The organism is Amycolatopsis sp. NPDC021455 (genome assembly GCF_040640995.1).
Lineage (GTDB): Bacteria > Actinomycetota > Actinomycetes > Mycobacteriales > Pseudonocardiaceae > Amycolatopsis.
The window spans coordinates 61,459-87,275 of the sequence record NZ_JBFACT010000008.1 but is presented as its reverse complement, the minus strand read 5'-3'; the positions used below and the strand labels follow the sequence as shown (position 1 = coordinate 87,275).

General features: G+C 72.1%; 22 protein-coding genes, 1 other RNA gene and 2 pseudogenes. 20 read left to right on the top strand and 5 right to left on the bottom strand.

Annotation, left to right across the window (positions count from 1 at the left end):
• Positions 1–44 precede the first annotated feature (44 nt).
• Both AB0G28_RS13710 and AB0G28_RS13705 read left to right on the top strand, forming a co-directional pair.
• On the top strand, positions 45–1,202 hold the full coding sequence (locus AB0G28_RS13710) for a histidine kinase (RefSeq protein ID WP_361087681.1): 1,158 nt from the start codon (positions 45–47) through the stop codon (positions 1,200–1,202).
• Entirely contained in the window at positions 1,199–1,855 is a 657-nt protein-coding gene (locus AB0G28_RS13705) for a response regulator transcription factor (protein ID WP_361087678.1), read from the top strand. The genes AB0G28_RS13710 and AB0G28_RS13705 overlap by 4 nt, the downstream gene beginning before the upstream one ends.
• 76 nt (positions 1,856–1,931) lie before the next feature.
• Here AB0G28_RS13705 and AB0G28_RS13700 read toward each other — a convergent pair whose 3' ends face one another.
• Positions 1,932–2,570 carry a hypothetical protein gene (locus AB0G28_RS13700; protein ID WP_361087675.1) on the bottom strand — a complete coding sequence of 213 codons (639 nt, stop codon included), beginning with the start codon at positions 2,568–2,570 and terminating at the stop codon, positions 1,932–1,934.
• A gap of 175 nt (positions 2,571–2,745) precedes the next feature.
• Here AB0G28_RS13700 and AB0G28_RS13695 point away from each other — a divergent pair, with 175 nt between their 5' ends.
• The 11 genes from AB0G28_RS13695 to ffs all read left to right on the top strand — a co-directional run bounded on the left by AB0G28_RS13695 (position 2,746) and on the right by ffs (position 14,683).
• Positions 2,746–3,495 (top strand): response regulator transcription factor, encoded by a 750-nt coding sequence (locus AB0G28_RS13695; protein ID WP_361087672.1) that lies wholly within the window; start codon positions 2,746–2,748, stop codon positions 3,493–3,495.
• Entirely contained in the window at positions 3,473–4,981 is a 1,509-nt protein-coding gene (locus AB0G28_RS13690) for a HAMP domain-containing sensor histidine kinase (protein WP_361087670.1), read from the top strand. Before AB0G28_RS13695 ends, AB0G28_RS13690 begins: the two co-directional genes overlap by 23 nt.
• A gap of 173 nt (positions 4,982–5,154) precedes the next feature.
• Positions 5,155–7,029: a glycosyltransferase family 39 protein gene (locus tag AB0G28_RS13685; RefSeq protein ID WP_361087667.1), complete on the top strand. Its 1,875-nt coding sequence runs from the start codon at positions 5,155–5,157 to the stop codon at positions 7,027–7,029.
• 643 nt (positions 7,030–7,672) lie between these two features.
• Positions 7,673–8,686, top strand: a complete 1,014-nt coding sequence (locus tag AB0G28_RS13680) for an ABC transporter substrate-binding protein (protein WP_361087664.1) — start codon at positions 7,673–7,675, stop codon at positions 8,684–8,686.
• Positions 8,683–9,630 (top strand): ABC transporter permease, encoded by a 948-nt coding sequence (locus AB0G28_RS13675; protein ID WP_361087661.1) that lies wholly within the window; start codon positions 8,683–8,685, stop codon positions 9,628–9,630. Before AB0G28_RS13680 ends, AB0G28_RS13675 begins: the two co-directional genes overlap by 4 nt.
• Complete coding sequence (locus tag AB0G28_RS13670; protein ID WP_361087658.1) at positions 9,627–10,415, top strand: ABC transporter ATP-binding protein; 789 nt, start codon at positions 9,627–9,629, stop codon at positions 10,413–10,415. The genes AB0G28_RS13675 and AB0G28_RS13670 overlap by 4 nt, the downstream gene beginning before the upstream one ends.
• A gap of 25 nt (positions 10,416–10,440) precedes the next feature.
• The gene (locus AB0G28_RS13665) at positions 10,441–13,212 is read left to right on the top strand and encodes a nitrate- and nitrite sensing domain-containing protein (protein ID WP_361087655.1); all 2,772 of its coding nucleotides are present in this window, start codon (positions 10,441–10,443) and stop codon (positions 13,210–13,212) included.
• Positions 13,209–13,643 (top strand): roadblock/LC7 domain-containing protein, encoded by a 435-nt coding sequence (locus AB0G28_RS13660; RefSeq protein ID WP_361087652.1) that lies wholly within the window; start codon positions 13,209–13,211, stop codon positions 13,641–13,643. Before AB0G28_RS13665 ends, AB0G28_RS13660 begins: the two co-directional genes overlap by 4 nt.
• Complete coding sequence (locus AB0G28_RS13655; protein ID WP_091319104.1) at positions 13,643–13,990, top strand: DUF742 domain-containing protein; 348 nt, start codon at positions 13,643–13,645, stop codon at positions 13,988–13,990. The genes AB0G28_RS13660 and AB0G28_RS13655 overlap by 1 nt, the downstream gene beginning before the upstream one ends.
• Positions 13,968–14,567 carry an ATP/GTP-binding protein gene (locus tag AB0G28_RS13650; RefSeq protein WP_361087648.1) on the top strand — a complete coding sequence of 200 codons (600 nt, stop codon included), beginning with the start codon at positions 13,968–13,970 and terminating at the stop codon, positions 14,565–14,567. The genes AB0G28_RS13655 and AB0G28_RS13650 overlap by 23 nt, the downstream gene beginning before the upstream one ends.
• A gap of 21 nt (positions 14,568–14,588) precedes the next feature.
• Positions 14,589–14,683: signal recognition particle sRNA small type (ffs, locus tag AB0G28_RS13645), an RNA gene on the top strand.
• 230 nt (positions 14,684–14,913) lie between these two features.
• Here ffs and AB0G28_RS13640 read toward each other — a convergent pair.
• Complete coding sequence (locus AB0G28_RS13640) at positions 14,914–15,789, bottom strand: fused MFS/spermidine synthase (RefSeq protein ID WP_361087645.1); 876 nt, start codon at positions 15,787–15,789, stop codon at positions 14,914–14,916.
• A gap of 55 nt (positions 15,790–15,844) precedes the next feature.
• Between AB0G28_RS13640 and AB0G28_RS13635 the strand changes: the two genes are divergently transcribed.
• Both AB0G28_RS13635 and AB0G28_RS13630 read left to right on the top strand, forming a co-directional pair.
• A complete protein-coding gene (locus tag AB0G28_RS13635; protein WP_361087642.1) occupies positions 15,845–17,398 on the top strand; it encodes an ALF repeat-containing protein in 1,554 nt (517 codons plus the stop codon).
• A gap of 43 nt (positions 17,399–17,441) precedes the next feature.
• Positions 17,442–19,601: a DNA polymerase III subunit gamma and tau gene (locus tag AB0G28_RS13630; RefSeq protein WP_361087639.1), complete on the top strand. Its 2,160-nt coding sequence runs from the start codon at positions 17,442–17,444 to the stop codon at positions 19,599–19,601.
• A 73-nt stretch (positions 19,602–19,674) separates the two neighbouring features.
• Here the strand turns inward: AB0G28_RS13630 and AB0G28_RS13625 are convergent.
• Positions 19,675–20,025 (bottom strand): annotated as a pseudogene (locus AB0G28_RS13625) (pyridoxamine 5'-phosphate oxidase family protein); the annotation flags it as partial.
• 17 nt (positions 20,026–20,042) lie between these two features.
• On the opposite strand from AB0G28_RS13625, the pseudogene AB0G28_RS13620 reads away from it, so the two are divergent.
• Positions 20,043–20,371, top strand: a pseudogene (locus AB0G28_RS13620) (helix-turn-helix domain-containing protein).
• Here the strand turns inward: AB0G28_RS13620 and AB0G28_RS13615 are convergent.
• Positions 20,356–21,216: an N-acetylmuramoyl-L-alanine amidase gene (locus AB0G28_RS13615; protein WP_361087636.1), complete on the bottom strand. Its 861-nt coding sequence runs from the start codon at positions 21,214–21,216 to the stop codon at positions 20,356–20,358. The pseudogene AB0G28_RS13620 and the gene AB0G28_RS13615 overlap by 16 nt on opposite strands.
• A gap of 78 nt (positions 21,217–21,294) precedes the next feature.
• On the opposite strand from AB0G28_RS13615, the gene AB0G28_RS13610 reads away from it, so the two are divergent.
• Both AB0G28_RS13610 and recR read left to right on the top strand, forming a co-directional pair.
• Positions 21,295–21,654: a YbaB/EbfC family nucleoid-associated protein gene (locus AB0G28_RS13610; protein WP_013230627.1), complete on the top strand. Its 360-nt coding sequence runs from the start codon at positions 21,295–21,297 to the stop codon at positions 21,652–21,654.
• A 5-nt stretch (positions 21,655–21,659) separates the two neighbouring features.
• Positions 21,660–22,256 (top strand): recombination mediator RecR, encoded by a 597-nt coding sequence (recR, locus tag AB0G28_RS13605; protein WP_361087634.1) that lies wholly within the window; start codon positions 21,660–21,662, stop codon positions 22,254–22,256.
• A 57-nt stretch (positions 22,257–22,313) separates the two neighbouring features.
• Here the strand turns inward: recR and AB0G28_RS13600 are convergent, their stop codons facing one another.
• Positions 22,314–23,411 carry a UDP-N-acetylglucosamine 2-epimerase gene (locus tag AB0G28_RS13600; protein ID WP_361087631.1) on the bottom strand — a complete coding sequence of 366 codons (1,098 nt, stop codon included), beginning with the start codon at positions 23,409–23,411 and terminating at the stop codon, positions 22,314–22,316.
• Between the two features lie 84 nt (positions 23,412–23,495).
• Here AB0G28_RS13600 and AB0G28_RS13595 point away from each other — a divergent pair, with 84 nt between their 5' ends.
• Both AB0G28_RS13595 and AB0G28_RS13590 read left to right on the top strand, forming a co-directional pair.
• Positions 23,496–24,515 carry a glycosyltransferase family A protein gene (locus AB0G28_RS13595; protein ID WP_361087629.1) on the top strand — a complete coding sequence of 340 codons (1,020 nt, stop codon included), beginning with the start codon at positions 23,496–23,498 and terminating at the stop codon, positions 24,513–24,515.
• A complete protein-coding gene (locus AB0G28_RS13590; RefSeq protein ID WP_361087626.1) occupies positions 24,512–25,816 on the top strand; it encodes a hypothetical protein in 1,305 nt (434 codons plus the stop codon). Before AB0G28_RS13595 ends, AB0G28_RS13590 begins: the two co-directional genes overlap by 4 nt.
• The last annotated feature ends 1 nt before the right edge of the window (position 25,817 follow it).

Sequence of the window (25,817 nt, the reverse complement as noted above, 5' to 3'; positions counted from 1 at the left end):
CCGGGACATCGCGGTCGCCGGGCCGGTTAGGGCAGAGTTGCGGTGTGCAGGACATCCGGGGGTCACTGAGGCGGCAGTCGCTGCTGGTCGCCCTGGTCTGCGTCGTCTGCGACGCCGCCCTGTTCGTCCTCCGCGGCCCGCTCGGCGAGGCGGGCTGGCGCGCCTGGGTGGTGCTGCTGGCCGGGATCGGCGCCAACGCGGCTCTCGCCGGGGCCGCGCGGTACTCCGGCTGGGTGGCGCTCGCGCACGCCGTGCTCTTCGCGGGTGCACCGATACTGCTCTGCACGTGCCAGGGCTGGTACGTCACCGGCAACAACTCCGGGCTGCTCATCGCCGGTTTCCGGGCCGGGGCCTGGCTGCGGCCGAAACCCGCGGTGCTCGCGCTCGGCGCGTTGCTGGCCGGCGTCACCATCGGCTGCCTCGAAGGCGGCGGGCGGACGGCGTCCGACGTCCGGCTGATCGCGATCAACGTCGGGGTGTCGGCGCTGCTGCCGTGGCTGGTCGGCCGGTACACGACCGCCCGGCGCGCCTACATCGCCGACCTCGAACGCGAAGCCGACGAACGCCGTCAGCACGAAGAGGAGCTCGTGCGGCGGGCCGTCACCGAGGAGCGCACGGCGATCGCCCGCGACCTGCACGACGTCATCTCCCACCACGTCAGCGCCATCGGCGTGCACGCCGGCGCGGCCCGGCTCGGCCTGCCCGACGGCGACTCGCCGGTCCGGAAGTCCCTCGGCGCGGTCGAATCGGCGAGCCGTTCGGCGATGGCCGACCTGCGCCGGCTCCTCGACCTCCTGCACGCCGAAACCACCGCCGCCCAGCCGGGGCTGGACAACCTGGACGAGCTGATCGAGACGGTCCGCGAGGCAGGCCTGCCGATCCGGCTGACCCTGCGCGGCGAGCCCCGCGAGCTGCCGGGCTCCCTCGACGTCGCGCTGTACCGGATCGCGCAGGAGGCCCTGACCAACGCGCTGCGCCACGGCGAAGGCCCGGTCGAGGTGGAGCTGAACCACGGCCGCACCGAGGTCGTGCTCACGGTGACGAACGGCCTCCGCCCGGATCGCGGCCCGCAGAGCGAGCACGCGCACCGCGGCCTGGCGGGGATCCGGCAGCGCGTCACGCTGTTCGGCGGCCAGGTTTCCTACGGCGAGACCGGCGAGCAGTGGCAGCTGCGCACGACCTTCCCGGTGGAGAGCACATGATCCGCGTCCTGCTGGCCGACGACCACGCGATGTTCCGCTCCGGGATGCGCGCGCTGCTGGACACCCAGCCCGACTTCACGTGCGTGGGCGAGGCCTCCGACGGCCGCGAAGCCGTCGCCGAGACCGCGCGCCTGCGCCCGGACGTCGCGGTCCTCGACGTCCGGATGCCCCGCCTCGACGGCCTCGCGGCAACGGAGGCGATCCTCTCCGCACCGGGCAACGACACGCGCGTCCTGGTGCTGACGACGTACGACGCCGACGAGTACGTCTACCGCGCGCTGCGGGCAGGGGCGAGCGGGTTCCTGCTGAAGAGCTCGGCCCCGGAGGAACTGGTGGCGGCCATGCGGGTGGCGGCGCGCGGGGACGCGCTGATCGACCCGTCGGTGACGCGCCGCCTGGTGGCGAAGTTCGCGACGGTGCTCGAACCGGCGGCCGCCGAACCCCCGGAAATGGCCCGGCTGACGTCCCGCGAACGCGAGGTCCTCCTGCTGCTGGCCGGCGCGTGCAGCAACGCCGAGATCGCGCGGACGCTGCACGTCGGCGAGGAGACGGTCAAGACGCACGTGTCGCGCGTGCTGAGCAAGCTCGGGTTGCCCGATCGGGTGCACGCCGTCGTCTACGCCTACCGGCACAAGCTCGTCCCGGCCGACTGAGAAAGGTTGGGAACGCCCCGGCGCGGCGGGAGGGGGTCCGCGACACCCGGGGCGTTCCCGGCATCAGGGGCGTGGATCAGCTCGTCGGGCGGGCCGAGTAGTTGCCGCCGCCGTTGCGGCGCTGGCCCGGCTGGCGCTGGCCCGGCTCGAAGCCCTTGCCCAGCGACGTCGCCGTGGCCGTCTGGCCCTCCACCTTCGCCACCACCGTGATGTTCGTGTCGCCCGTCTTCACGTCGCCCGTCTTCTGCGTCGACGAGTCGATCGTGTACGTCTGCTTGTAGCCGTCCTTGCTGGTCAGCGTCACCGACGTCGCGCTCAGCTCGGTGACGTCGCCCGTCTGCAGGCGCTCGGTCGTGTAGCCGCCGCTGCCGTTCGCCACCACGAAGTCGCCGTGCAGGGCGTCTCGCAACGCTGCCATGCCGCCGCCGAAGGCGCCGCCGGGGCCGCCGCGGAACTGGCCGCCGCCGCCCGGACCGCCGAAGCCGCCGGGGCCCTGCTGCGCCGAGTTGTCCGCGCTGCTGGTGCCCGCCCAGATCGCCGCGCCGCCGCCGGCCGCGATCACCACCGCGATGCCCGCGGCGATCGCCGTCTTCTTGCCGGACCAGCCCTTCTTCGGCGGGACACCTTCACCTGGGTCACCCCAGTTCGCCGGGGCCGGCTCGCCCCAGGCCGGGGGGTTCGCTCCGCCTTCGGGCGGGGTGTTCGGGGTCGTCATCGTGTCCTCCGGTCGTACCCACACTGGTTGGGACCAGATTCGTCGGCGTGGCTGTGTCCGAGCTGTGCGGAGCGTCTGTGGGTGCTGTGGCTCCCTTACCCGGGCGAAGGACCTTCACAGGGAACGCACAGCGAGCGCACAGTGAGTACTGAACACTCGCCGGGAAGATGGCACTATGACCGCTATGAACGCCGCGTCACCAGGCCCTGGCAAGGCCGACCTGCGCCGCGCCGACGGGAGCCCGGTGCGGGTCCTCGTCGTCGACGACGAGGCGACGCTGGCCGAGCTCGTGTCGATGGCCCTGCGGATGGAGGGCTGGGAGGTGCGCAGCGCGGGCGACGGCACGGAAGCCGTCCGGATCGCGCGCGACTTCCGCCCCGACGCCGTCGTCCTCGACGTCATGCTCCCCGACTTCAGCGGCCTCGAGGTGCTGCGCCGGATGCGGTCCGAGGCGCCCCACCTGCCCGTCCTGTTCCTGACGGCGAAGGACGCGGTCGAGGACCGCATCGCCGGGCTCACCGCGGGCGGCGACGACTACGTCACCAAGCCGTTCAGCCTCGAAGAGGTGGCCCTGCGCCTGCGCGCCTTGCTGCGCCGGGCCGGCGGTGTCACCGGCGCGAGCGGGTCGACGCTGGTCGTCGGCGACCTCACCCTGGACGAGGACAGCCGCGAGGTGCACCGCGGCGGCGACCTCGTGCCGCTCACCGCGACCGAGTTCGAGCTGCTGCGCTACCTCATGCGCAACCCCAAGCGGGTGCTGTCGAAGGCCCAGATCCTGGACCGCGTCTGGAGCTACGACTTCGGCGGCCAGGCCAACATCGTCGAGCTCTACATCTCCTACCTGCGCAAGAAGATCGACGCCGACCGCGAGCCGATGATCCACACCATGCGGGGCGCCGGGTATGTCCTCAAGCCCGCAGGCTGAACCGAAGCGCACCCGCCGGCCGTGGTCGCTGCGGCGGCGGCTGATCGTGCAGCTCGCCGCCCTGCTCGCGCTGGTGTGCCTGGTCGTCGGCGTGGTCACGGAGTTCGCGCTGAGCGAGTTCCTCATCGGCCAGCAGGACCAGCGGCTGGCGGCGGCGAGCGATCGCGCCCGTCACAGCGGGGAGCGGCCGCCGCCGTGGCAGTACGGCGAGACGCCGCCACCGCCGGACGCGTTGCGCGTGCTCGGCCAGGGCGACGGCACGCTCGCCGTCGTCCAGACCGGCTCGAAGGCCTCGGCCGCCGTGATCGACTCCAGCGCGGCCGGGGCGTCGAAGCGCAGGCCGCCGTTCAAGAGCGTTCCGCAGGACCAGGCCCTGCGGCTGCTGGCGCTGCCGTCCGACGGCAAGCAACGCAGCATCGACCTGGGCGGCAGCCTCGGCGAGTACCGCGTCGTCTCGACGAAGTCGTCCAACGGGGAGAAGACGGTCATCGGCCTGCCGCTGAAGGACGTCAACGAGACGCTCTGGCAGCTCGGGTTCATCCTCGGCGGCGTCGCGCTCGCCGGGATCCTGGTGGCGGGCGCGGTCGGCGCGGCGACGATCCGCCGCACGATGCAGCCGCTCGACCGGCTGGCCGCGACCGCGACCCGGGTGTCGGAGCTGCCGCTGGACCGCGGCGAGGTGGCGCTGTCCGAACGCGTCCCGGAGGCGGACACCGACCCCGGCACCGAGGTCGGCAAGGTCGGTTCGGCGCTGAACCGGATGCTGCAGCACGTCGCCAACGCGTTGTCGGCCCGGCATGCCAGCGAAAACCGCGTCCGCCAGTTCGTCGCGGACGCCAGCCACGAGCTGCGGACGCCGCTGGCGGCGATCCGCGGCTACGCCGAGCTCACCCGCCGCGGCGGCGAGCAGGTGCCCCCGGACGTCGCCTTCGCGATGAGCCGCGTCGAGTCCGAGTCGCGCCGGATGACGACGCTGGTGGAGGACCTGCTGCTGCTCGCCCGCCTCGACTCGGGGCGCCCGGTGGTGCACGAGTGGGTGGACCTGTGCCGGCTGGTGGCCGACGCGGTCGCGGACGCGCACGTCGCGGGCCCGGACCACAAGTGGCTGATGGACGTGCCGGGCGAGCCGCTCGGCGTCCTCGGCGACGCGGGCCAGCTGCACCAGGTGGTGATCAACGTGCTGGCCAACGCGCGCACGCACACGCCGCCGGGCACCACGGTGACGACCACACTGTCCACATCGGACGGAATTGTCCGGCTCCGCGTGGCCGACGACGGCCCGGGCATCCCGCCCGAGATCCTCCCGAACATCTTCGAGCGCTTCGCCCGCGGCGACAACTCGCGTTCGCGCGCGGCGGGGAGCACGGGGCTCGGACTGGCGATCGTGGCGGCGGTGGTCGGGGCGCACGGTGGCCGGGTCGGCGTGCAGAGCGTCCCGGGCCGCACGGAGTTCGAGATCACCTTCCCGGCGGCCCCGGCTCCCTAACGCCCCAATGTGGCGTTGGTTGCGTTGGACGCACCGAACGCCACATTGGGTGCGTTCAACGCACCCAATGCCACATTGGGGCGCTTGAGGTGTCACCTGATCGGGGTGGATGCACAGCCGGCGCACAGGTTCGGCACAAGTTCACCACATGCGGTGCCGACACGGTGAACGTCATGACGACCACGCTGTCGGCGCCCGAACACGCCCAGCCCGCGCCCCAAGCCGCCCGGAAACCCCGCTGGATCAAGCCTTCCGTGACCGCGCTGCTCCTCGGCACCGGCCTGCTCTACCTGTGGGACCTCGCGGAAAACCGCTGGGGCAACGACTTCTACGCGATGGCCGTGCAGGCCGGCACGTGGAGCTGGAAGGCGCTGTTCTTCGGCTCGCTCGATCCGGGCAACGTCGTCACCGTGGACAAACCGCCGTTTTCGCTGTGGGTCATGGGGTTGTCCGGCCGGATCTTCGGCTTCTCCAGCTGGAGCCTGCTCGTGCCGGACGCGCTCGCCGGGGTCGCGTCGGTCGGGCTGCTCTACCTCGCCGTGCGGCGGCTGTCCGGGCCCGGTGCCGGGCTGCTGGCCGGGGCCGGGCTCGCGCTGACGCCGGTCGCCGCGCTGATGTTCCGCTACGACAACCCCGACGCCTTTCTCGTGCTGCTGCTCGTCGCCGGTGCGTACTGCGTCGTGCGGGCGCTGGAGCACGCGAGCACGAAGTGGCTCGTGTTCGCCGGGGTCGCGATCGGGTTCGGCTTCCTCGACAAGATGCTGCAGGCGTTCCTCGTCCTGCCCGCGTTCGTGCTGGCGTACGCCGTCGCGGCGCCGACGTCGCTCGGGCGGCGGATCGGGCAGCTGTTCGCCGCGGCCGGCGCGGTGCTCGTCTCCGCCGGCTGGTGGGTCGTGGCAGCCGCGCTGTGGCCGGTCGCCGACCGGCCCTACATCAGCGGGTCGACCGACAACACCGTGCTCGAACTGGCCTTCGGCTACAACGGCCTCGGCCGCATCTTCGGCGAAGGCCGCGGCGGTGGCGGCGGCGGGACGTTCGCCCCGCCGTCCGGGGGCCGCGGTGGCTTCGGGGGATTCGGCGGCCAGACCGGGCTGACGCGGTTGTTCGGCGGCGAGTTCGGCGGCGAAGCGTCGTGGCTGCTGCCCGCCGCGCTGATCGGCCTGGTCGCCGGGCTCTGGTTCACCCGCCGCGCGCCGCGCACCGACCGGACGCGGGCGGCGCTGCTGCTGTGGGGCGGCTGGATGGTCGTCACCGTGCTCGTGTTCAGCTACATGAGCGGCATCATCCACCCGTACTACACGGTCGCGCTGGCCCCCGGGATCGCTGCCACACTGGGGATCTCCGCGCGGGAGCTCTGGCGCGGCCGGGCGAACTTCGCGGCTCGCGCGGTGCTGGCCGTCATGCTCGCGGTGACCGCGGTCTGGGGGTTCGTGCTCCTCGCGCGGACGCCGGACTGGCAGCCGTGGGTGCGTTACGCGCTTCTCGTGCTGAGCGCGGCCGCGGTGGCGGCGTTGCTCTTCGGTGCCGACCGGCTCCGGCGGCTGGGTCCGGTCGTGGCCGCGGCCGGCCTGTGCGGCGCCCTGCTCGGGACCACGTCCTTCACGCTGGCCACGGCGTCGACCGCGCATTCCGGCGGGACGCCGTCGTCCGGGCCGGCTGTCGCGAGTGGACGCGGCTTCGGCGGCGGCCCGCGCGGCTTCGGCGCGGGAGAGGCCGACACCGCGGTGATCGACCTGCTGAAGAACACGACGACGAAGTGGGCGGCGGCGCAGAGCGGTGCGATGCAGTCGGCCGGGCTGGCGCTGGAGAGCGGACGGCCGGTGCTCGCGATCGGCGGCTTCAGCGGCAGCGACCCCGCGCCGACGTTGGAGCAGTTCCGGCAGTACGTCGCCGACGGCGACATCCACTACTACGTCGCCGGTGGTCGCGGCGGCTTCGGGGGTGGCCGGGGGACCGCCGGCGAGATCCAGGCCTGGGTCGAGCAGAGCTTCGCCCCGGTGACCGTCGGGGGCACGACCGTCTACGACCTGACTAAATCTATCGGGTGATAGAAATAGGGCTCTTTTGTTTCGGGCGTGTTAACAGTCTGGGAATCATTCCCCGAGTCCTAGATCTGTGCGGTATCGCGGGATGCGGACAGGTGTTCGAACGTTACTCCGACCGGTCGCATATCGCGAACGATTGTTCGGAAATCGCGGTTAGCCGTCGGTGATGATCTCGGCACGCGGCGCTGCCGCAGTAACGGCCGGAAAGGATCACTTGTCCTGTTCCACGGCGATACCGGACGTCGGGGACATGGTTTTGACCGGTCGGCCGACAGAAATCTCCCCGAAACCGGGCCGGAACGCATCGATGTTGCTGGTTGACCCACTTGATGGTCACTCGTTCGGAGGCACTACCAGGGCGTTGTGGGGATCTTGTGCTACTCGCTAGGCTCTCCGCCGGGAGAGGGACAAGGGGTGGCTGATCCGGTGCGTTGAGCGCTGGCTTTTTCACTGGACGTAGGTGCTCCCTGTCCTCGTTCTCTCGTCATGACCCGATCAGGTGGGAACGGAAGCGAGCAGCGATGACCGTGCGCGGTGGCGCAGCTCGGCCCGACCCACCTCCTCGTGGTGACGACCTGTAGCCCCGAGCACCGCAATCACCCTTCGGCACGCACCACTCCACTTCCCCCGCAACCTGGAGTTCGTTGTGATTTCCCGTCCCCGCCCCCGTCTGCTGACGGTGCTCCTGACCGTGCTCACCCTCGCCGGGGTCACCGCGCTCTCCGGGTGCAGTGACAGTTCCGCGTCGGGCAGCGGCAGCAAGATCACCATCGGGTTCAGCGCCTGGCCGGGCTGGTTCCCCTGGCAGGTGGCGCAGGAACAGGGTCTCTTCGCCAAGAACGGTGTCAACGTCGACCTGAAGTACTTCGACAACTACACCGACAGCATCAACGCGCTCTCCAGCGGCGCCATCGACGCCAACAGCCAGACCCTCAACGACACGCTGTCGTCGGTCTCCGGCGGCGCCAAGCTGTCGATCGTCCTGGTGAACGACAACTCCACCGGCAACGACAAGATCATCGCGCGGGACGGGATCACGAGCATCGCCGACCTCAAGGGCAAGAAGGTCGCCGTCGAGCAGGGCGCCGTCGACCACTACCTGCTGCTGCTCGCGCTGCAGTCGGCGAAGATGACCGAAAAGGACATCCAGCTCGTCAACCTCCCGACCGACGCCGCGGCCGCCGCGTTCAAGGGCGGCCAGGTCGACGCGGTCGCCGCGTTCGCGCCGTTCACCTCGACGGCGCTGGAGCGCCCGGGCAGCCGCGCGATCTCCTCGTCGGCCGAGTTCCCCGGTGCCATCCCGGACCACCTGGTGACCTCGCAGAAGCTGGTCAAGGACCACCCCAAGGACGTCCAGGCGCTGGTCAACACCTGGTTCGAGACGCTGACCTGGATCAAGAACAACAAGGACGCGGCCGTCAAGATCATGGCCAAGCGCGGTGGCGTCTCCGAGGCGGACTACAAGAGCTACGACGCGGGCACCACGATCTTCACGCGGCAGCAGAACCTCGACGCGTTCACCCCGGGCGTCACCCCGCAGCACCTGGACTTCCAGGCGAACAAGATCATCGACTTCATCGTCAGCACCGGGCTCGCCCAGCAGCGGCCGTCGCTCGACGGGTTGTTCGACGACCAGTTCGTGAAGGCCGCGCCGCAGTGACCGGTCCGACCCAGCGCACCACCCCGGCGAGTTCGGCCGACGAGCGGGCCGCCCAGGCCCAGGAAGCCGAACAGCGGCTCGCCGAACAGCAGGAGTCCGCCCGCGGCGGCGGCAGGCCGGACTGGTCGCCGCTGCCCCGCCGGGCGGGGCTGAAGCCCTCCGCTTCGCCGCTGTTTTCCCTCCGCACGCCGATTTCCGCCGCGGCGCGCTGGACGCTGGCGGTGCTGTCGTTCGCGATCCCGTTCCTGGCGTGGATCGCGCTGAGCGCCGGCGGCGCCGTCGACTCGACGTTCCTGCCGTCCCCGGCCGCGGTGCTGCGGGCCGGGGTGGACATGGCGAGCACCGGTGAGCTCTTCGACGACCTCTGGACGACGACCCTGCGGGTGCTCGAAGGCTTCGGCCTCGCCGTGGTGGTTTCGGTGCCGCTGGGCATCCTGATGGGCACCTTCGCCGCCGGGCAGGCGTTCTTCGAGCCGCTGATCGGGCTGCTGCGCTACCTGCCGGCGAGCGCGTTCATCCCGCTGCTGATCATCTGGCTCGGCCTCGGCGAACCGTCGAAGATCGCCATCCTGTTCATCGGGACGGTCTTCTTCAACACGCTGATGACCGCCGACGTCGTCCGCGCCGTGCCGAACTCGCTCATCGACGTCTCCTACACGCTCGGCGCGCGTCGCGGCGAGGTGCTGCGCAAGATCGTCGTGCCGCACTCGCTGCCGGGCATGATCGACGCGATCCGGGTCAACGCCGCCGCGGCGTGGAACTTCGTGGTCGTCGCCGAGCTGATCAACTCCTCGGCCGGCCTCGGCTACCGGATCGTCCGCGCGCAGCGGTTCCTGCAGACGGACAAGATCTTCGCGGTGCTCGTGGTCATCGGGCTCGCCGGGCTCGCCATCGACGTCCTGCTGCGCCTGCTGCGCACGCGGGTCGGGAAGTGGGCGGCATGACACTGGAACTGCGGAAGGTCGCCAAGGACTACACCGTCCGCGGCAAGGTCACGCGCGCCCTCGACGGCGTCGACCTCGAGGTGCGGCGCGGCGAGTTCGTCTGCGTCGTCGGCGCGAGCGGCTCGGGCAAGTCGACGCTGCTGTCCCTGGTGGCCGGGCTCAACCCGCCTACCGAAGGCGAGATCGTGCTCGACGGCATCCCCGTCACCGGGCCCGGCCCGGACCGCGGGCTCGTCTTCCAGCACGGCGCGCTCTACCCCTGGCGCAGCGTCGAGAAGAACGTCGCGTTCGGACTCGAGCTGCTGCCGATCGACGCGGCCGAACGCACCAAGCGCGTCGACTGGTACCTGGCCGAGACCGGGCTCGACGCCGTGCGGCGGTCGCTGCCGAAGCAGCTCTCCGGCGGCCAGAAGCAACGCGTCGCGATCGCGCGGGCACTGGCCTGCGAACCGGAAGTCCTGCTGCTGGACGAACCCTTCGGCGCCCTGGACGTCCAGACCAAAGAGGACATGCAGGTGCTCATCCGCCAGGTGTGGGCCGACACCGGCACCACGGTGCTGATGGTCACCCACGACGTCGAGGAAGCGGTGTTCCTCGGCGGCCGGGTGGTGGTGCTCGCCTCCGACCCCGGCCGGGTCGCCGCCGACGTCGAGGTGGCGCTGCCGGTCGAGCGGGACCTGGCGGTGAAGCGCGAGCCGGCGTTCCTCGCGCTGCGCGCCCGGATCGAGGACCTCGTCCGGGAGCAGCACCGCGGCCACGTGAGCCGGGTGGCCGCGGTCGAGTGAGAACGGAAGACGGGATGGTGGCGGGATGAGGCACGGCAGGTCGACCGCGAGACCGGCGGGCGGCGGGGGTCTCCTTGCCCGGCTCGGCATTCGCGGCAAGCTGAACCTGCTGCTGCTGCCCCCGCTGATCGCGGTGGCACTGGTGTCGGTGCCGTTCGTGCTGACCCAGGCGAACAGCGCCGGCGCGGCCTCGCAGTCGGCGACCGTGGCGCGGTACACCCAGCAGCTCGGCGGGCTCGTCTGGCAGCTGCAGCGCGAGCGGCTGCTGACCGGCGCGTTCGTCGCGACGCCGTCGATGGCCCCCGACCAGATGCTCCAGCAGCAGAAGACGGTCGACGCGGCGGTCGAGGGCGTGCGGAAGTCGCTCGACTCGGACGCGCCGGACGAGCTGTCCGCGGCGCTGACCCGGATCGGCTCGCTGGCCGAGCTGCGGCAGAACGCGCAACGCCGCGGCGTCGCGCTCGACAGCGTCGCCCGCACCTACCACGCTGTGATCGGCGCGGTAATCGATGCCTTGCGGCTCGTCCCGCAGCTCAGCGACGACGCCGAGGGCACCCGGGAGCTGTCCGCGCTGGAGGCGCTGCTGCGCGCGAACGAGGAGAACTCGTTGCGGGGCATGGCGTTGATCGTGACCGCGGTGTCACCCGAGGCGGGCCGGTCCATCCTGGACGACGCGACCCAGCAGGCGCCGATCTTCACCGACCGGTTCGTCCAGCAGGCCGACGACGAAACCGACAGCTCGCAGGCCGCCCTGGTCGTCAACGTCGAGGCGAGCGAAGCGGGCCGCAAGATCGAGGAACTCGCTTCCCAGATCGGCAACGTGCGCGACGCCGCGGGCACCACCCAGTACGTCGCCGACGTGCTCGCCGCGTCGGAAAGCCAGGCGGGGCAACGCAAACTCGTCCAGGAGCGGGTCATCGGCGAGATCGCCGACTCGGCGACCAGCCGGGCGAGCGCCGCGACCCGGCTGGCCTGGACGGTCGGTCTGGGCGCGGGCGGGCTGTTCCTGCTGGTCGCCTTCCTCGCCGTCGCGGTCTCCCGCTCGATCGCCGGGCCGCTGCGCCAGCTGACCACCGCGGCGACGTCGGTCGCCGACCTCGCCGGCACCGAGCTCGTGCGCGTGACCGACACCGAGGAGGCCGAGGAGCAGATCCCGCGGCTGGCCACCATCGACGTCGTCTCCGCCGACGAGCTGGGCCAGCTGGCCGCCGCGTTCAACCGGGTCCAGACCACCGCGGCCGAGCTGGTCGAACGGCAGGCGCTCACCCGGCGCAACACCAGCCTGATGTTCGCGAACGTCGCGAAGCGCACGCAGAACCTCGTCGGCCGCCAGCTCGCCCTGATCGACGAGGTCGAGCGCAACGAGCAGGACACCCGGCTGCTGGCCAGCCTCTACCGGCTCGACCACCTCTCCACCCGCCTGCGCCGGAACGCGGACAACCTGCTCGTCGTGTCCGGCACCCGCGACGAGACCCGGATCGCCGGCCCGATCGAGCTGTCGACGGCGCTGCGCTCGGCACTCGCGGAGATCGAGGACTACCAGCGCGTCAAGCTCGGCGTCGTCGCGGAGATCCTGCTGTCGTCGGCCCTCGGCGCCGACCTGGTGCTCGTGTTCGCGGAGCTGCTGGAGAACGCGACGTCGTTCTCGCCGCCGGGCTCGATGGTCGAGGTGGACACGATGCTGCTGTCCGACGGCGCCTGCCTGGTGAGCATCGTCGACCACGGCATCGGCATGACCGCGGAGAAGCTGGCGGAGGAGAACCAGCGGCTCGTCGAGCGCGAACGCCTGGAGCTCGCGCCGACCAGTGTGCTCGGCCTGTTCGTGGTCGGCCGCCTGGCGCGGCGCCACGAGCTGGGCGTCGAGCTGCTCGCGACGCCGACCACCGGCGGCGTGACCGCGCGGCTGACCATCCCGGCGTCGCTGTTCAGCCACCGCACCGCGCTGCGCCCGAAGAGCGAGCCGATCCCGGCGATCCCCGCACAGGCCACGCCCGTGAGCGCGCCGCCGCGGCACGCGGCGCCGGCCACCGGTCTGTCCACTTTGGACGACTTCCGGCCGTCCGTCGCCGAGCCGGCCCCCGGGCCGGTGCTCGACCGGCCCGCCGAACTGCCCGCGCCGGCGATCCCGGCGCTGCTCGGCAACGGCAACGGCTTCCGCTGGTTCCGCGAGCTGGAACCGGTGTGGCCGGACGCCGAACCCGACGTCAAACCGGCCGAAGAACTCGCGCCGGATACCGACGGTGAAACCGGCGGCGGAGAAACCCGCGGCGGACTGCGCCGCCGGGTCCGCGGCGCCCAGCTGCCCAGCCCGGGCACGTCGACGGCGGCGGCCGACGAGGGCAAGCCGCGGCACGACCCGGAGGCGACCAAGGCCGCGATGGACGGCTTCGCCAGCGCCTTCGCGAAGGCCGCCGAGGTCACCGCGTTGACGACCGACCCGCCGCCCGCGCCGCCCACGGTCGTCACCGCGCCCGTGTCCCCTCCTCCGGTCCGCGTCCCCGTGGGCGCGCCGCCGGTGGCCACGGCCCCGATCACGGCCGCCGCGCAGTCGCGCGACGGCCTGATCCGCCGCGTCCCCGGCGCCCAGCTCGCCCCCGGCCTGCGCAAGCAGACCGCGGGGCGGCCGATCGCCCGAGCCGTCGCCAACCGCAGCAGGCGGGACCCGGCGGCCGAGCGAGCGGCGTTCGACGCGTTCGCCGCCGGCCTCGCCAAGGCGGAGGACGTTACGGCAGACAGCCCGCCCCAAGGCGTGGTCGCCGGTCGTGTGATGGAACGAGGAGAAGAGAGCAGGAAATGAGCATCCCCGCAGCTGGCGTCAGTGTCGAAGCCCAGAACTTCAACTGGCTGGTGAGCCGCTTCGCGCAGCACACGGCGGGCGCGATAGCCGCCATCGCGGTCTCGGCCGACGGCTTGCTGATCGCGATGTCGTCGGAGCTCGAACGCTCCAACGCCGACCGCCTCGCCGCGATCTCCTCCGCGATGCTCGGCCTCGCCCACGGCGTCTCCGAAAGCCACCCGCTCGGTTCACCCGACAAGGTGATCATCGAGCTGGAGCACGGGTACCTGCTCGTTTGCACGATCAGCATCGGCTGCTCCCTCGGCGTGCTCGCCAACAAGCAGGCCAGCCTCGGCACGATCGCCTACGAGATGGCGATGTTCGCCAACCGCGCCACCGAGGTGCTGACGCCGGGGCTGATCGAGGAGCTGAAGAACACCGTGGGGTCGTGATGACCGAAGAGCCTTCGCTGCTGCGGCCGTACCTGATGACCTCGGGACGGGCCCAGCCGGTCGACCAGAGCCTCGAGATCGAGGCGCAGGTCATGACGTCCCGCCTCGGCGCGGCGTCGCACCCGAAGCTCACGTTCGAACGCCAGGAAATCGTTTCCCTCTGCCGGAACACGATGTCGGTCGCCGAGGTGGCGGCCATGCTCGGCCTGCACATCGGCGTGGCCAGGGTGCTGGTGGCCGACCTCGCCGAACTGGGCTACGTCGTCGTCCGGCGGCCGGGCAACCACAACTCGCACGACCTCGGCATGATCGAAAGGGTCATTCGTGGACTCGAAGCCATTCACTGAACCGGGCGCCCGGCCGCCGGCCCCGGTCAAGATCGTCATCGCGGGCGGCTTCGGCGTCGGCAAGACGACGGCGGTGTCGTCCATCTCGGAGATCAAGCCGCTCACGACCGAGGCCGCGATCACGTCGGTGGCGGCGTCCGTGGACCGCACCGGGCACGTCCCGGCCAAGACCACGACGACGGTCGCGCTCGACTTCGGCTGCATCACGATCGACGAAGAGGTCAAGCTGTACCTGTTCGGCACCCCCGGCCAGGACCGCTTCGGCTTCATGTGGCAGGACCTGGTCCACGGCGCACTGGGCGCGCTGGTGATCGTGGACACCCGCCGCATGGACGACTGCTACCCGGCGGTCGACTACTTCGAGAACGCGGGCCTGCCGTTCGTGGTGGCGGTGAACATGTTCGACGGATCGCTCGGCCACAACCTGGACGACGTCCGCTGGGCCCTCGCGGTCAGCGACGACGTCCCGCTGATCACGTTCGACGCCCGGCAGAAGCTGTCGGTGCGCGACGCCCTGCTGGCGGTGCTGCACAACACGTTCAAGAAGGCCCGTGCCCAGGCGGGCGCGGGCGCCTGAGAGGCCTTCGCTACACTGATCCACGGACCCCGCGCGGCGTCCACCCTGTGAACCTCCCCAGGGCCGGAAGGCAGCAAGGATAAGCAGGCTCTGGCGGGTGCGCGGGGTCCCCTTCTTTTCGGCTTCCGGCTCTCGGGGCTTCGCCCCTTCGCCGGGCCTTCACTTCGTCCTTTCGCCCGGGGGCCGAGCCCCCGGACCCCCACGGTGCCTCCCGCGCCACCTGGCGAGCCGGTCGGGTTTCAAGCGCCCCAATGTGGCGTTGGGTGCGTTGGACGCAACCAATGTGGCGTTCGGTGCGTTGGATGCAACCAACGCCACATTGGGGCGTTTGGGGCGGGTCGGCGCCTCAGAACAGGCCCAGGATGTCTTCCGGCGGGTTCGGGGGCGAGGGTGCGTCCGCGTCTGTGATCGGGGGCGCCTTGCCCGCCAGTTTCCGCAGCTCCGGGCCGTACACGCACCTTGCCGGGAATGCCGCCGAGGCCGTTCGGGTCGCTATCTCCGCCGTCGGGAGCTGGGTGGCCGAGGCCGCCAGTACCAAGTTGCCGAACCGGCGGCCGCGCAGGACTCCCGGGTCCGCCAGCAGCAGGACCTCCGGGAACACCGACAGCAGCGTCGCCAGGAAGCGGCGGGCGAACGGGAGGCCCGAGCCGTCCGTGATGTTCGCCAGGTAGAGGCCCGCGGGGCGCAGGATGCCCGCGATCGCCTTCGTCGCTTCGCGCGTCGCCAGGCCGCCGGCCAGCGTCGCGCGCTCGAACGCGTCGACCACCACCAGGTCCGCCGAATCCTCCCGGCGCGTCGCCAGGCCCGCGCGGCCGTCCGTCACCCGGACGCGCAGGCCCGGGATCCGCAGTCCCAGCTGGGCACGGACCAGCTCCACCAGCTCGCCGTCGGCGTCGAACACCAGCTGCCTCGACCCGGGGCGGGTCGCCGCGACGTAGCGCGGCAGCGTGCACGCCGCGCCGCCGATGTGCAGGGCCTCCACCGGGCCCGGCGGCAGCCGGTCCACCACGTCGCCGAACCGGCGGACGTAGTCGAACTCCAGGTGCGCCGGGTCGTCGAGGTCGACGTAGGACTGCGCGACCCCGTCGACCGACACCAGCCAGGCGTTGGCGCGGTCGGCGTCCTTCACCAGTTCCGCCGTCCCGAAGCGCACCGGGTACCGGCCGGGCACCGGATCGGCTTTCCGCGTGCGGCTCACGAAATCCGAGACTAACGGAAACATTCCGCCCATCTCCGCGATAGGGGAACGGAACGATCATCGATCGAGGGGGTTCTCCTTGCGTGCGAACGCAGTAATCGTCGCCGCGGCACTCGCCGCCGGCGTCTTCGCGGCACCCGCGGCCGCCGATGTCCTGCCCGACCGGGCCCAGGCCGTCTCGCTGCTGGAGACCGGCGGTCCCGGCGTCGCCAGGGCCGCCGAAGCGGCGCTGCTCGGCACACCCGCCGACCTGCAGGCCTTCCTGGCCACCGGCCGTCAGCGCGCCCAGGACGACGACGAGCGGGTCCTCGTCACCCAGGCCATGACCACCGGCGGCCCGGCCACCAAGCGCGCCGCCCAGCAGGCACTCAGTGGCACCCAGGCCGACGTCCGCGAGTTCCTGGCCCACGGCCTCGCCCAGGCCCGGATCGCGGACGACCGGATCGCCGTCGGCCAGGCCATGAGCGCCGGCGGCGCGACCGTCAACGCCGCCGCCCAGAAGGCACTCGACGGCACGCCCGGCGACGTCCGGGCGTTCCTCGAGACCGGCCTGCAGCAGGCGAAAAACACCGACGAGCGCATCGCGGCCGACCAGGCGCTCGCCGCCGGCGGACCCGAGGTCCAGGCCGCCGCGCAGACGGCGCTCGACGGCACCCCGGACGACGTCCGGTACTTCCTCTCCCTCTGGCGGAAGGTCGCGGCGGACGGCGACGCCGAACTCGCCGCGGTCAAGTTCCAGGTCGACTTCGCCAAGGCGGCCGCGGCCAGGCACAGCGCCATCGGCGTCAACCTCGCCAGGAGCCGCGCCACCACGCTCGCGAGCGACGCCCGGACGGTGAACACGAACCGGCTCGCCGCCCAGCGGGCCAAGGGCCAGCAGGACGCCGGTGCCGCTTTGAACGCGGAAGCTGCGGCGCAGCAGGCGGCCAAGGACGCGGCGGCCCGCGCCGCGCAGGCCGAGGCGGACAACGACAAGCTGCTCGCCGATGCCGCCGACCCGGCGCTGACCGTGCCGAACGGCCGTCGCGCGTCGGTCTATCTGCTGCGCAACGGCGGCTCCGCGGTCAAGAACGCCGCCCGCGCCGCACTGAGCGGTTCCGACGACGACGTCGTCACGTTCGTGCGCACCGGGCTCGCCGTCGCGCAGGAGTCGGACGACCGCGCCGCCGTCGCGGCCATCGCGGCCGACCCGAAGGCCCGCCCTGGCCTGCGCCAGGCGGCTCGTGACGCGCTCGCCGGGCCGTACGCCGGTGTCGCCGCGCTGCTGCGCACCGGCGACTACCCGGGCCGGGACACCGACGACCGCGTCGAGGTCAACCAGCTCATGGCGGCCGGCGGCCCGAGTACGAAGTCGGCGGCGCAGAAGGCGCTCGACGGCACGGTCGCCGACGTCCGCGAGTTCCTGGCCCACGGCCAGTACGTCGCGCACCTGATCGACCTGCGGGTCAAGGTGGCCCAGTCGCTGTCGGCCGGCGGCCCGGAGGTCGACGCCGTCGGGCAGGGCGTGCTCGACGGCCCGGACTCGGGTCTGCAGCCCTACCTGGACAACGACCTGCCCAGGGCGCGGGCGCGTGACGCCTTCACCGCGGCGCACGTCGCCAAGGTGAACGCGCTGCTGGCCCAGCTGCCCTGACCGCACGGCGAAGGTTGTCGGACCCTGGCGGTAGTCTCGCGGCGTGGCTCTCGCGCTGTACCGCAAGTACCGTCCGGCGACCTTCGCCGAGGTCGTCGGTCAGGAGCATGTGACCGAACCCCTCCGCACGGCGTTGTCCGCCGGGCGGATCAACCACGCCTACCTCTTCTCGGGCCCCCGCGGCTGCGGCAAGACGTCGAGCGCGCGCATCATGGCGCGCTCGCTGAACTGCGCCAAGGGCCCGACGCCGGACCCGTGCGGCGAGTGCAACTCGTGCAAGGCGCTCGCGCCCGAAGGCCCGGGCAGCGTCGACGTCACGGAGCTCGACGCCGCCAGTCACGGTGGCGTCGACGACGCCCGCGAGCTGCGCGACAAGGCGTTCTACGCCCCGGCCGAGTCGCGCTACCGCGTGTTCATCATCGACGAGGCGCACATGGTCACCACGCAGGGCTTCAACGCCCTGCTGAAGATCGTGGAAGAGCCGCCCGAGCACGTCATCTTCATCTTCGCGACGACCGAGCCGGACAAGGTGCTCACCACCATCCGCTCGCGCACGCACCACTACCCGTTCCGGCTGATCCCGCCGAGCTCGATGCGCAACCTGCTGGAGCGCAACATCGCGGCCGAGGGCGTCGAGGTCGAGCCGGCGGTGTACCCGCTGGTCATCCGGGCGGGCGGCGGCTCGGCGCGTGACACGCAGTCGGTGCTCGACCAGCTGCTCGCCGGCGCGGGCCCGGAAGGCGTTTCGTACTCGCGGGCGGTCGCGCTGCTGGGCGTCACCGACGTCGCGCTGATCGACGACATGGTGGACGCGCTCTCGACCGAGGACGCGGCGACGGTGTTCGGCACGGTCGAGAAGCTCACCGAGGCCGGGCACGACCCGCGGCGGTTCGCCACCGACCTGCTCGACCGGCTGCGCGACCTGGTGCTGCTGCGCGCGGTGCCGGAATCCGCGGGCGGGCTGGTGTCCGCGCCGGAGGAGGAGCTGTCGCGGATGGTCGCGCAGGCCGAGCGGATCGGCCTCGCCACCCTCTCGCGCTACGCCGACATCGTCCACAATGGACTCCTGGAGATGCGCGGCGCGACGTCGCCGCGGCTCGTGCTGGAGCTGTTGTGCGCGCGGATGCTGCTGCCGTCGGTGACGGACGCGGAGAAGGCGCTGCTGGCCCGGATCGAGCGGCTGGAGCGCCGCGCGACCGCGCCCGCGGCCCCGGCCGAGGGCGGCGTGGAGCCGCCGGTGCGGGCGGCACCCGAGCGGGAGTTTTCGCGGCCCTCGCAGCGCGCGGGGGCCGCGGGCCCGGCGCCGGTACCCGAGCCGGTCAAGCCGCCCGCCCGCCCGGCCACCGCCGAGCCGGCGGCCAGGCCCGCCGACGAGGGCGCATCGCGGCCACCGGGAGGCGGCACGGCCGCGACTACTTCCTCCGCTGCGGCAGCACCGGCTGCTTCGGCGGCCCCGGCTCAGCCGGGCGATGGTGGCTGGGGTGCGGTGCGCACGCCCGGCGGCGGTACGCCCGCGGCTTCGAACGCCTCCGCGTCTTCCGGCGGCGGACCGAGCACTCCCGCCGCCGCCGAGGCCCCCGCCGCGCCGGCTGCGCCCGCAGCGTCGGGCGGGATGGACGCCGCCGCGATCCGGAACGTCTGGCCGCAGCTGATGACGGCGTTGCGCAAGTTCACCGGCGGCCGCAGCCTCGAGGCGATGCTGACCCAGGCGGCGGTGGCGAGCGTCGAGGGCAACGCCGTGACGCTGACCCACAAGTCCGAGCCGCTGGCCCGGCGCCTGTCCGACCAGGACAACGCCCGCAAGATCGCCGGCGCGCTGACCGACGTCCTCGGCGGCGACTGGCAGGTCCGCTGCGTCCACGGCACCGCTGCTGCGGCCGCGCCCGCCGCCCGGCCGCAGCAGGCGGCCCCGGCGCCGGAGCGGTCGTTCACCCGCCAGTCGGCGGCCGCGCCGCCGCCCCCCGCCGAGCCCGCGCGCCCGGCGACCCCGCCGCCACCGGCGCCACCGGCGCGCCCGAAGGTCACGACGACCGAGCCGGACATCCCGCTGCCCCCGGAACCGTCGGACGAGGACGACGAGGACCTCTACAACGAGGACGCCAGCCCGGCCCCGCCGCCACCCCCGCCCCCGCCGGACCAGGACCCGGACGAAGTGGCCCGCAAACTCCTGGCCGACCACCTCGGCGCCCGCCCCCTGGACTGACGGGCCGTACCCAGACAGTCGGCTCACGAGCCGACCCTCCAAGTACGCGAACCGACCGTCCAGGTACGCCGCGTCAGGAGGCCCAGGGGCCGATGCCGGTCACCCGGTCGGCGGTGACTCGCACGATCACCGCCGTCGTCGAGCCCTGGTTGCCCAGCTCGTACTTCTCGGCGCCCAGGTAACGCCGGGCCTGCCGGTCCATCAGCGCCGTGAACTCGCCGGGGATGTCCGGGCCCATGATCCGGGCGGTGCCCCGGACCAGCAGGTACTGCGGGAGGCCGCGCTCGTCGTGGCCGTCGTGGTCCTCGATCAGCACCGTGACGCGCGGGTCGTTGCGGATGTTGCGCACCTTGGGACGGCGGCCCTCCATGCCCATGACGATCTCGTCGCCCTCCCGGCTGGCCCAGACCATCGAGTTTCGGGGAGTTCCATGGTCCCGAGATTAGGAAGCCGAAAGGTACCTCTCGGTACCGGCTGGCGATCGAGATCATCGCCGACAATTGGGCGGTCGTCGTGGTGTTCGCGCTCAGCGGCGGCACGGCGAGCTGGTCGGCCTCATCGGCGGCATCTCGCGGAAGGTGCTCACCCAGACGCTGCGGAAGCTCCAGGGCTACGGCTTGGTCGACCGCCGCGCGTACGCCGAAGCGCCGCCGCGGGTGGAGTACTGCCTGACCGACCTCGGGCGGACGCTCGTCGAGCCCATCGGCGTCCTCACCAGGTGGGCGACCGTCAACGGCGAAGCCGTCGTCGCGGCTCAGGAAGCCAGGTAGGCCTCGATGGCCGCCGTGATGGCCGCCGCGAACTGCTGCCGTCCTTCCGCGCTCGCCATCCGCGCGGCCTCGGCCGCGTCGCGCATGTTGCCGCACTCCACGAGCGCCGCCGGCCGCGTCGAAAGGTTGAGGCCGGCGAGGTCCGCGCGCGCCGAAAGGCCGCTGGAGCCGATGTAGTTCGCCGGGCTGAAGCCGCTCGTGCGCATCGTGTCCCGCAGCGTCCGGGCCAGCCGCGTCGACGGCTCGCCCTGCGCGGCGTTCAGCGGCGGTGACGAATACGCGACGTGGAAACCGTTCGCGCCGGCCGCGTCCGAACCGTCGGCGTGGATGGAGACGACGGCGTCCGCGTTCGCCTCGTTGCCGATCGCCGCCCGGCGGTCGACGCAGGGGCCGACCCCGGTGTCGTCCTGTCGCGTGTAGACGACGCGAATTCCGTTGGCCGCCAACGCTTCCCCGACCCGCCGGGCGACGTCGAAGGTGAAGGCGTGCTCGGGGTAGCCGGCGTTGGTCGCGGTGCCGGTGGTGTTGCACGGCTTGGTCTGCCCGCGCCCGGCGGGCACCTGCCGGTTGATCTCCGCCGGGTGCGCGGCGTTCCCGCCGTTGTGCCCCGGATCCAGGACGACGACCTTCCCGGCCGCGGGCGGCACCGGCGTCGCGGTGGCGGACGACGACGTGGCCGGCGGCGAAGGCGACGGCGACGCCGACGGGGAGGACGGCGTGGGCGTGATCGTCCGCGTGACCACCGGAGCAGGCGCGGGAGCCGCGGGAGCGTCGTCGGAGCAGCCGGTGAGCAGGAGAGCACCGGCCAGCAGCAGGGGGACAGTCGCGCGTCGCACGGCGACCACGGTGCCACACCCCGGGCTCCCGCGTGGCGCGACTACCCTGGTGGGGACACAGGCGTGCAGAGAGGACCGAGTGCGATCATGGCCCAACCCGGCGGCGGCTTCGACCTTTCCCAGCTGATGCAGCAGGCGCAGCAGATGCAGCAGAAGCTCGTCGAGGCCCAGGAAGAACTGGCCAACACCGAGGTCACCGGCACGGCAGGGGGCGGGCTGGTCACCGCGACCGTCTCCGGTGACAGCCAGCTGAAGAGCCTGCAGATCGACCCGAAGGTGGTCGACCCGGACGACGTCGAGACGCTGTCCGACCTGATCGTCGCGGCGGTGCGCGACGCCTCGGCGAGCGCGCAGAAGCTCACCGAGCAGAAGCTCGGCCCGCTGGCCGGCGGGCTCGGCGGCGGTGGCGGCATGCCGGACCTCGGCAGCCTCGGCTTCGGCGGCTGACGAACTTGTACGAAGGTGTCGTCCAGGACCTGATCGACGAGCTCGGGCGCCTGCCCGGGGTCGGGCCGAAGAGTGCCCAGCGGATCGCGTTCCACCTGCTGGCCACCGACCCGGCCGACATCGCGCGCCTGCAGGACGTGCTCGGCAAGGTCAAGGAGGGCGTGCAGTTCTGCGAGATCTGCGGCAACGTCTCCGAGCAGCCGACGTGCCGCATCTGCCGGGACGAGCGCCGCGACCTCACGGTCATCTGCGTGGTCGAGGAGCCGAAGGACGTCCTGGCGGTCGAGCGCACGCGTGAGTTCAAGGGCCGCTACCACGTCCTGGGCGGCGCGCTCGACCCGTTGTCGGGCATCGGCCCGGAGCAGCTGCGGATGCGTGAGCTGCTCAAGCGCATCGGCGAGGCGGACATCAAGGAGATCATCATCGCCACGGACCCCAACACGGAGGGCGAGGCGACGGCGACGTACTTGGTCCGCATGCTGCGGGACTTCCCGGGCCTGAGCGTGACGCGCCTGGCGTCGGGCCTGCCGATGGGTGGTGACCTGGAGTTCGCCGACGAGCTGACGCTGGGCCGCGCGCTTTCAGGTCGACGCGCGCTCTAAGAGACGTCGAAATCCGGGTGACCGCCGCAAAATCCGGCGGTCACCCGGACGACGGACTCAGCAGTAGCCGAGCTGCGCCAGGGTGTCGACGACGATCTCGGACGGGTGGTACTTGTCCATCCAGGACTCGCCGCGGCGGTTCTGGTACGTGTCGAGGAAGTTCTGCAGCTTGTCGCCGCGCATTTCGGTCAGCACGACCGTCTCGCCGAGGTGCTGCGGCGTCTCCGTGCGCTCGCGGTGCACCGCGCACGGCAGGCCGAGGTAGTAGCACTCCGCCGAGAGACCACCCGAGTCGGTGACGACGTACTCGGCGCGCGCGACCAGCGGCAGGAACTTCAGGTACCGCATCTTCGGCTGGACGATGAACTGGTCGTCGAAGATGTTCCCGATGCCCAGCGCGCGGATCTTCTCGCGCTCCGGCGCACCGGCCATGTACAGGATCGGCATCTTGCGGCTCTGCTCGCGCAGGATCTCCAGCACCTCGCGGTACTTGTCCGGCCGCGACACCAGCTCGAAGCGGTGCAGCGTCGCGAGACCGAACTTCTCCGGCAGGTTCGGCACGTCCAGCGGCCCGTTGATCGCCAGGCGCATCGCGTCGATCGCCGTGTTCGCCTCGGTGTCGACGACGACGCCGCGGGCGTGCCGCAGGTTGTTCACCTCGCGGATGCTCGGCGCGAAGTGGATGTCGACGATCTTCGCCGCGATCTTGCGGTTCAGCTCCTCCGGCAGCGGCGACAGGATGCTGCCCGACCGCGCGCCCGCCTCGACGTGCCCGACGCGGGACTTGAGGATCCGCTTCCCGATCAGGGAGCCGTACGGCGTGGTGAACGTGTCGCCGTGCACCAGCACCAGCGGCGGGCGGCCGTCCTCGGTCAGCGCGGCGCGCAGCTCGTGGCGGCGGCTCCACGCCGTCCGCAGCACCTGCGCGGCCCAGCCGGGCACCTGGGCCGGCGACTCGAGGTTGTGGGCCTTGTCCTCCGGCACCAGCCAGACGTCGGGCGCCGGCATGTTCAGGTCCGCGAGGACGTCGGCGACCTCGTCGACGTGCTGGGCGGTGAACCAGATCTTCGGCCGCATCCCGCGCTCGCGGATTCCGTGGTAGACCGGCGCGATCTTGATCAGTTCCGCGGTGGTGCCGAGAATGAAGGAAATCACCAGAAGAGCCCATTTCCGGTCGGGTGCGGTGGCGTAAGGATACTGGCCGACCCGCCGCGGGGGCCGCCGGGTAGCCTCGGCACGGTGAGTGCGAACCCGCTCCTCCCCTCGCTCAGCGTCGTGATCCCGGTCTACAACGAGCAGGACTGGATCGAACGCAGTGTCGGCGCGCTGCTCGCTTCGGCATCGGCCGCGAGCTGGCCGATCGAGGTCGTCGTCGTCGACGACGGCAGCACCGACGCGACGCCGTCGCGGCTCGACGACCTGCGCGAACGCCACGGCATCACGGTCATCAGCCAGGCCAACGCGGGCCGGTTCGAGGCCAGGAGCGCGGGCATCGCCAAGTCCTCCGGCGAGTGGATCGCGCTGCTCGACAGCCGCGTCATCGTCGACGAGCACACCCTGACGTTCCTGCGCGACCAGCTCGTGGAGCACCCCGAGCGCGCGGTCTGGAACGGCCACATCAACGTCGCTTCCGAACACAACCCGTACGCGGGATTCATGGCCGGCCTGGTCAAGGTGCCGTGGCGCAAGTACTGCGCGAACCCGCGCCTGATGTCGTACGGCATCGAGGAGTTCGACGTCTATCCGAAGGGGACGACGTTCTTCTGCGCCCGCCGCGGCCTCCTCGAAGGCTCGGTGACGGCGTTCGCGTCGCTCTTCGACGACATCCGCTTCGCCAGCGACGACACCCGCATGCTGCGCTGGATCGCCGAGCGCGAGCGGATCTGGCTGGCCCCGGAGCTGTCGGCGACCTACAACGGGCGCGACTCGTTCAAGAAGTTCACGCAGCAGGCCTACTTCCGCGGCACCACCTACGTGGACTCCTACATCGCTTCGCCCGGCCCGGCCCGCAACGCCCTGTTCGGCGCGCTCGCCGCCGGTGTCCTCGGCCTGGCCTTCGCCGCGAAGAAGCCGAAGACGACGCTGGCCGCCGGTGTCCTCGGCGCGGTCGCGGCGGGCGAGGTCGTCAAGAAGTGCGGGGCGACCGGCCCGGAGGCCCGCGCGGTCACCAAGCTGCTGCCGGTGTTCGCCGGCGGGTTCGGCGCCGGCGTCCTGCGCGGGCTGGCGATGGCCGTGCGGACCAAGCTCCGCCGCCGATGAGCACCGAAGTGGACACCCCGGCCGCCACGACCAGCGGGCGCACGACCGCGGGCAGCCTCGGCGGCTCGCTGATCGTGTCGATCGGCCTCGGCTACCTGCTCACCGTCGCCTGCCAGCGCCTGCTGCCGCCGCAGGAGTACGCGGTCTTCGTGACGTTCTGGGGCCTGGTGATGGGCCTCGGCAGCACGCTCTCGCCGCTCGAGCAGGAGCTCTCGCGGCAGTCCGCGGTGGCCGCGCTCACCGGCGGCAAGGCGGGCCGCCCGGCCCTGCGCGCGGTCGCCGTCGGCGTGGTCGTCGCGGCCGCGTTCTCCCTCGCCCTGCTGATCCCGCCGATCAACGAAAAGCTCTTTCACGGCGACTGGTCGCTGGCCGTGATCGTGCTGGCCGGCGGCGTCGCGTTCGCCTGCCAGTTCGGCACGCGCGGGCTGCTGATCGGGCAGCACAAGGTGAAGGCCTTCTCACTGCTCGTGATCGCCGAACCGGCCATCCGGGCGCTCATCCTGGGTGTCCTGTTCGTCTCGGTCGCCTACAACGTCGTTTCGCTGGCCATCGCGGTCGCCGCCGGCTCGTTCGCCTGGCTGCTGTTCGCGCGCCCGGCCCGGCAGCTGCTCGACGTCCACGTCGAGGGCGACGGCTGGGGCGTCACGTCCCGCCGGATGGGCATGCTGCTGACCGGCGCGGCGCTGACGGCCGCGGTCATCACCGGCTACCCGGCCCTGGTCGGCCTGCTCGCCCCGGGCGGCGACGGCGACCGCGTCGGCGCCCTGTTCGCCGCGCTGGTCATCGCGCGGCTGCCGCTGACCTTGATCGGGCCGGTGCAGTCGCTGGCCGTGCCGTTCGTCGTCCGGCTCTCGGTCACCGAGGAGGGCCGTCACCGGCTGCGCCGCGTGCTCGCGCTCGGCGCGGCCGCCTCGCTGGTGCTGGCCGCGCTCGGCGCGCTGGTCGGGCTGTGGCTCGGGCCGTGGGCGGTCCGGTTCGTCAGCGGCCCGAAGTACGCCATCGACGGCTGGTCGGTGGCGGGACTCGTGTGGTCGTCGGTGCTGCTGGTCCCGATGCAGCTGCTGACGGCGGTCCTGGTGGCCCGCACCCAGGCGAAGCTGGTGCTGGCGACGTGGGCCGTGGTCACCGGCACGGCCTCGCTGGTGCTGCTGTTCCTGCCGGGCGACACGGTGTTCCGTGCGGTCGTCGCGCTGGCCGCGGCGCCGGCGCTGGGCCTGGCCGTGGTGCTCGCGTTCGTCCTGCGGCGCGCTCCGGAAACGGGTACCGGGACAACCCCGGGCACCGGTGAAACGTCTTCGTAGC

Coding starts and splice junctions, on each gene's coding strand:
- AB0G28_RS13590 (WP_361087626.1), top strand. CDS start 24,512: ATGAGCACCGAAGTGGACACCCCGGCCGCCACGACCAGCGGGCGCACG.
- AB0G28_RS13705 (WP_361087678.1), top strand. CDS start 1,199: ATGATCCGCGTCCTGCTGGCCGACGACCACGCGATGTTCCGCTCCGGG.
- AB0G28_RS13670 (WP_361087658.1), top strand. CDS start 9,627: ATGACACTGGAACTGCGGAAGGTCGCCAAGGACTACACCGTCCGCGGC.
- AB0G28_RS13665 (WP_361087655.1), top strand. CDS start 10,441: ATGAGGCACGGCAGGTCGACCGCGAGACCGGCGGGCGGCGGGGGTCTC.
- AB0G28_RS13685 (WP_361087667.1), top strand. CDS start 5,155: ATGACGACCACGCTGTCGGCGCCCGAACACGCCCAGCCCGCGCCCCAA.
- AB0G28_RS13610 (WP_013230627.1), top strand. CDS start 21,295: ATGGCCCAACCCGGCGGCGGCTTCGACCTTTCCCAGCTGATGCAGCAG.
- AB0G28_RS13655 (WP_091319104.1), top strand. CDS start 13,643: ATGACCGAAGAGCCTTCGCTGCTGCGGCCGTACCTGATGACCTCGGGA.
- AB0G28_RS13695 (WP_361087672.1), top strand. CDS start 2,746: ATGACCGCTATGAACGCCGCGTCACCAGGCCCTGGCAAGGCCGACCTG.
- AB0G28_RS13660 (WP_361087652.1), top strand. CDS start 13,209: ATGAGCATCCCCGCAGCTGGCGTCAGTGTCGAAGCCCAGAACTTCAAC.
- AB0G28_RS13640 (WP_361087645.1), bottom strand. CDS start 15,789: ATGTTTCCGTTAGTCTCGGATTTCGTGAGCCGCACGCGGAAAGCCGAT.
- AB0G28_RS13690 (WP_361087670.1), top strand. CDS start 3,473: ATGTCCTCAAGCCCGCAGGCTGAACCGAAGCGCACCCGCCGGCCGTGG.
- AB0G28_RS13700 (WP_361087675.1), bottom strand. CDS start 2,570: ATGACGACCCCGAACACCCCGCCCGAAGGCGGAGCGAACCCCCCGGCC.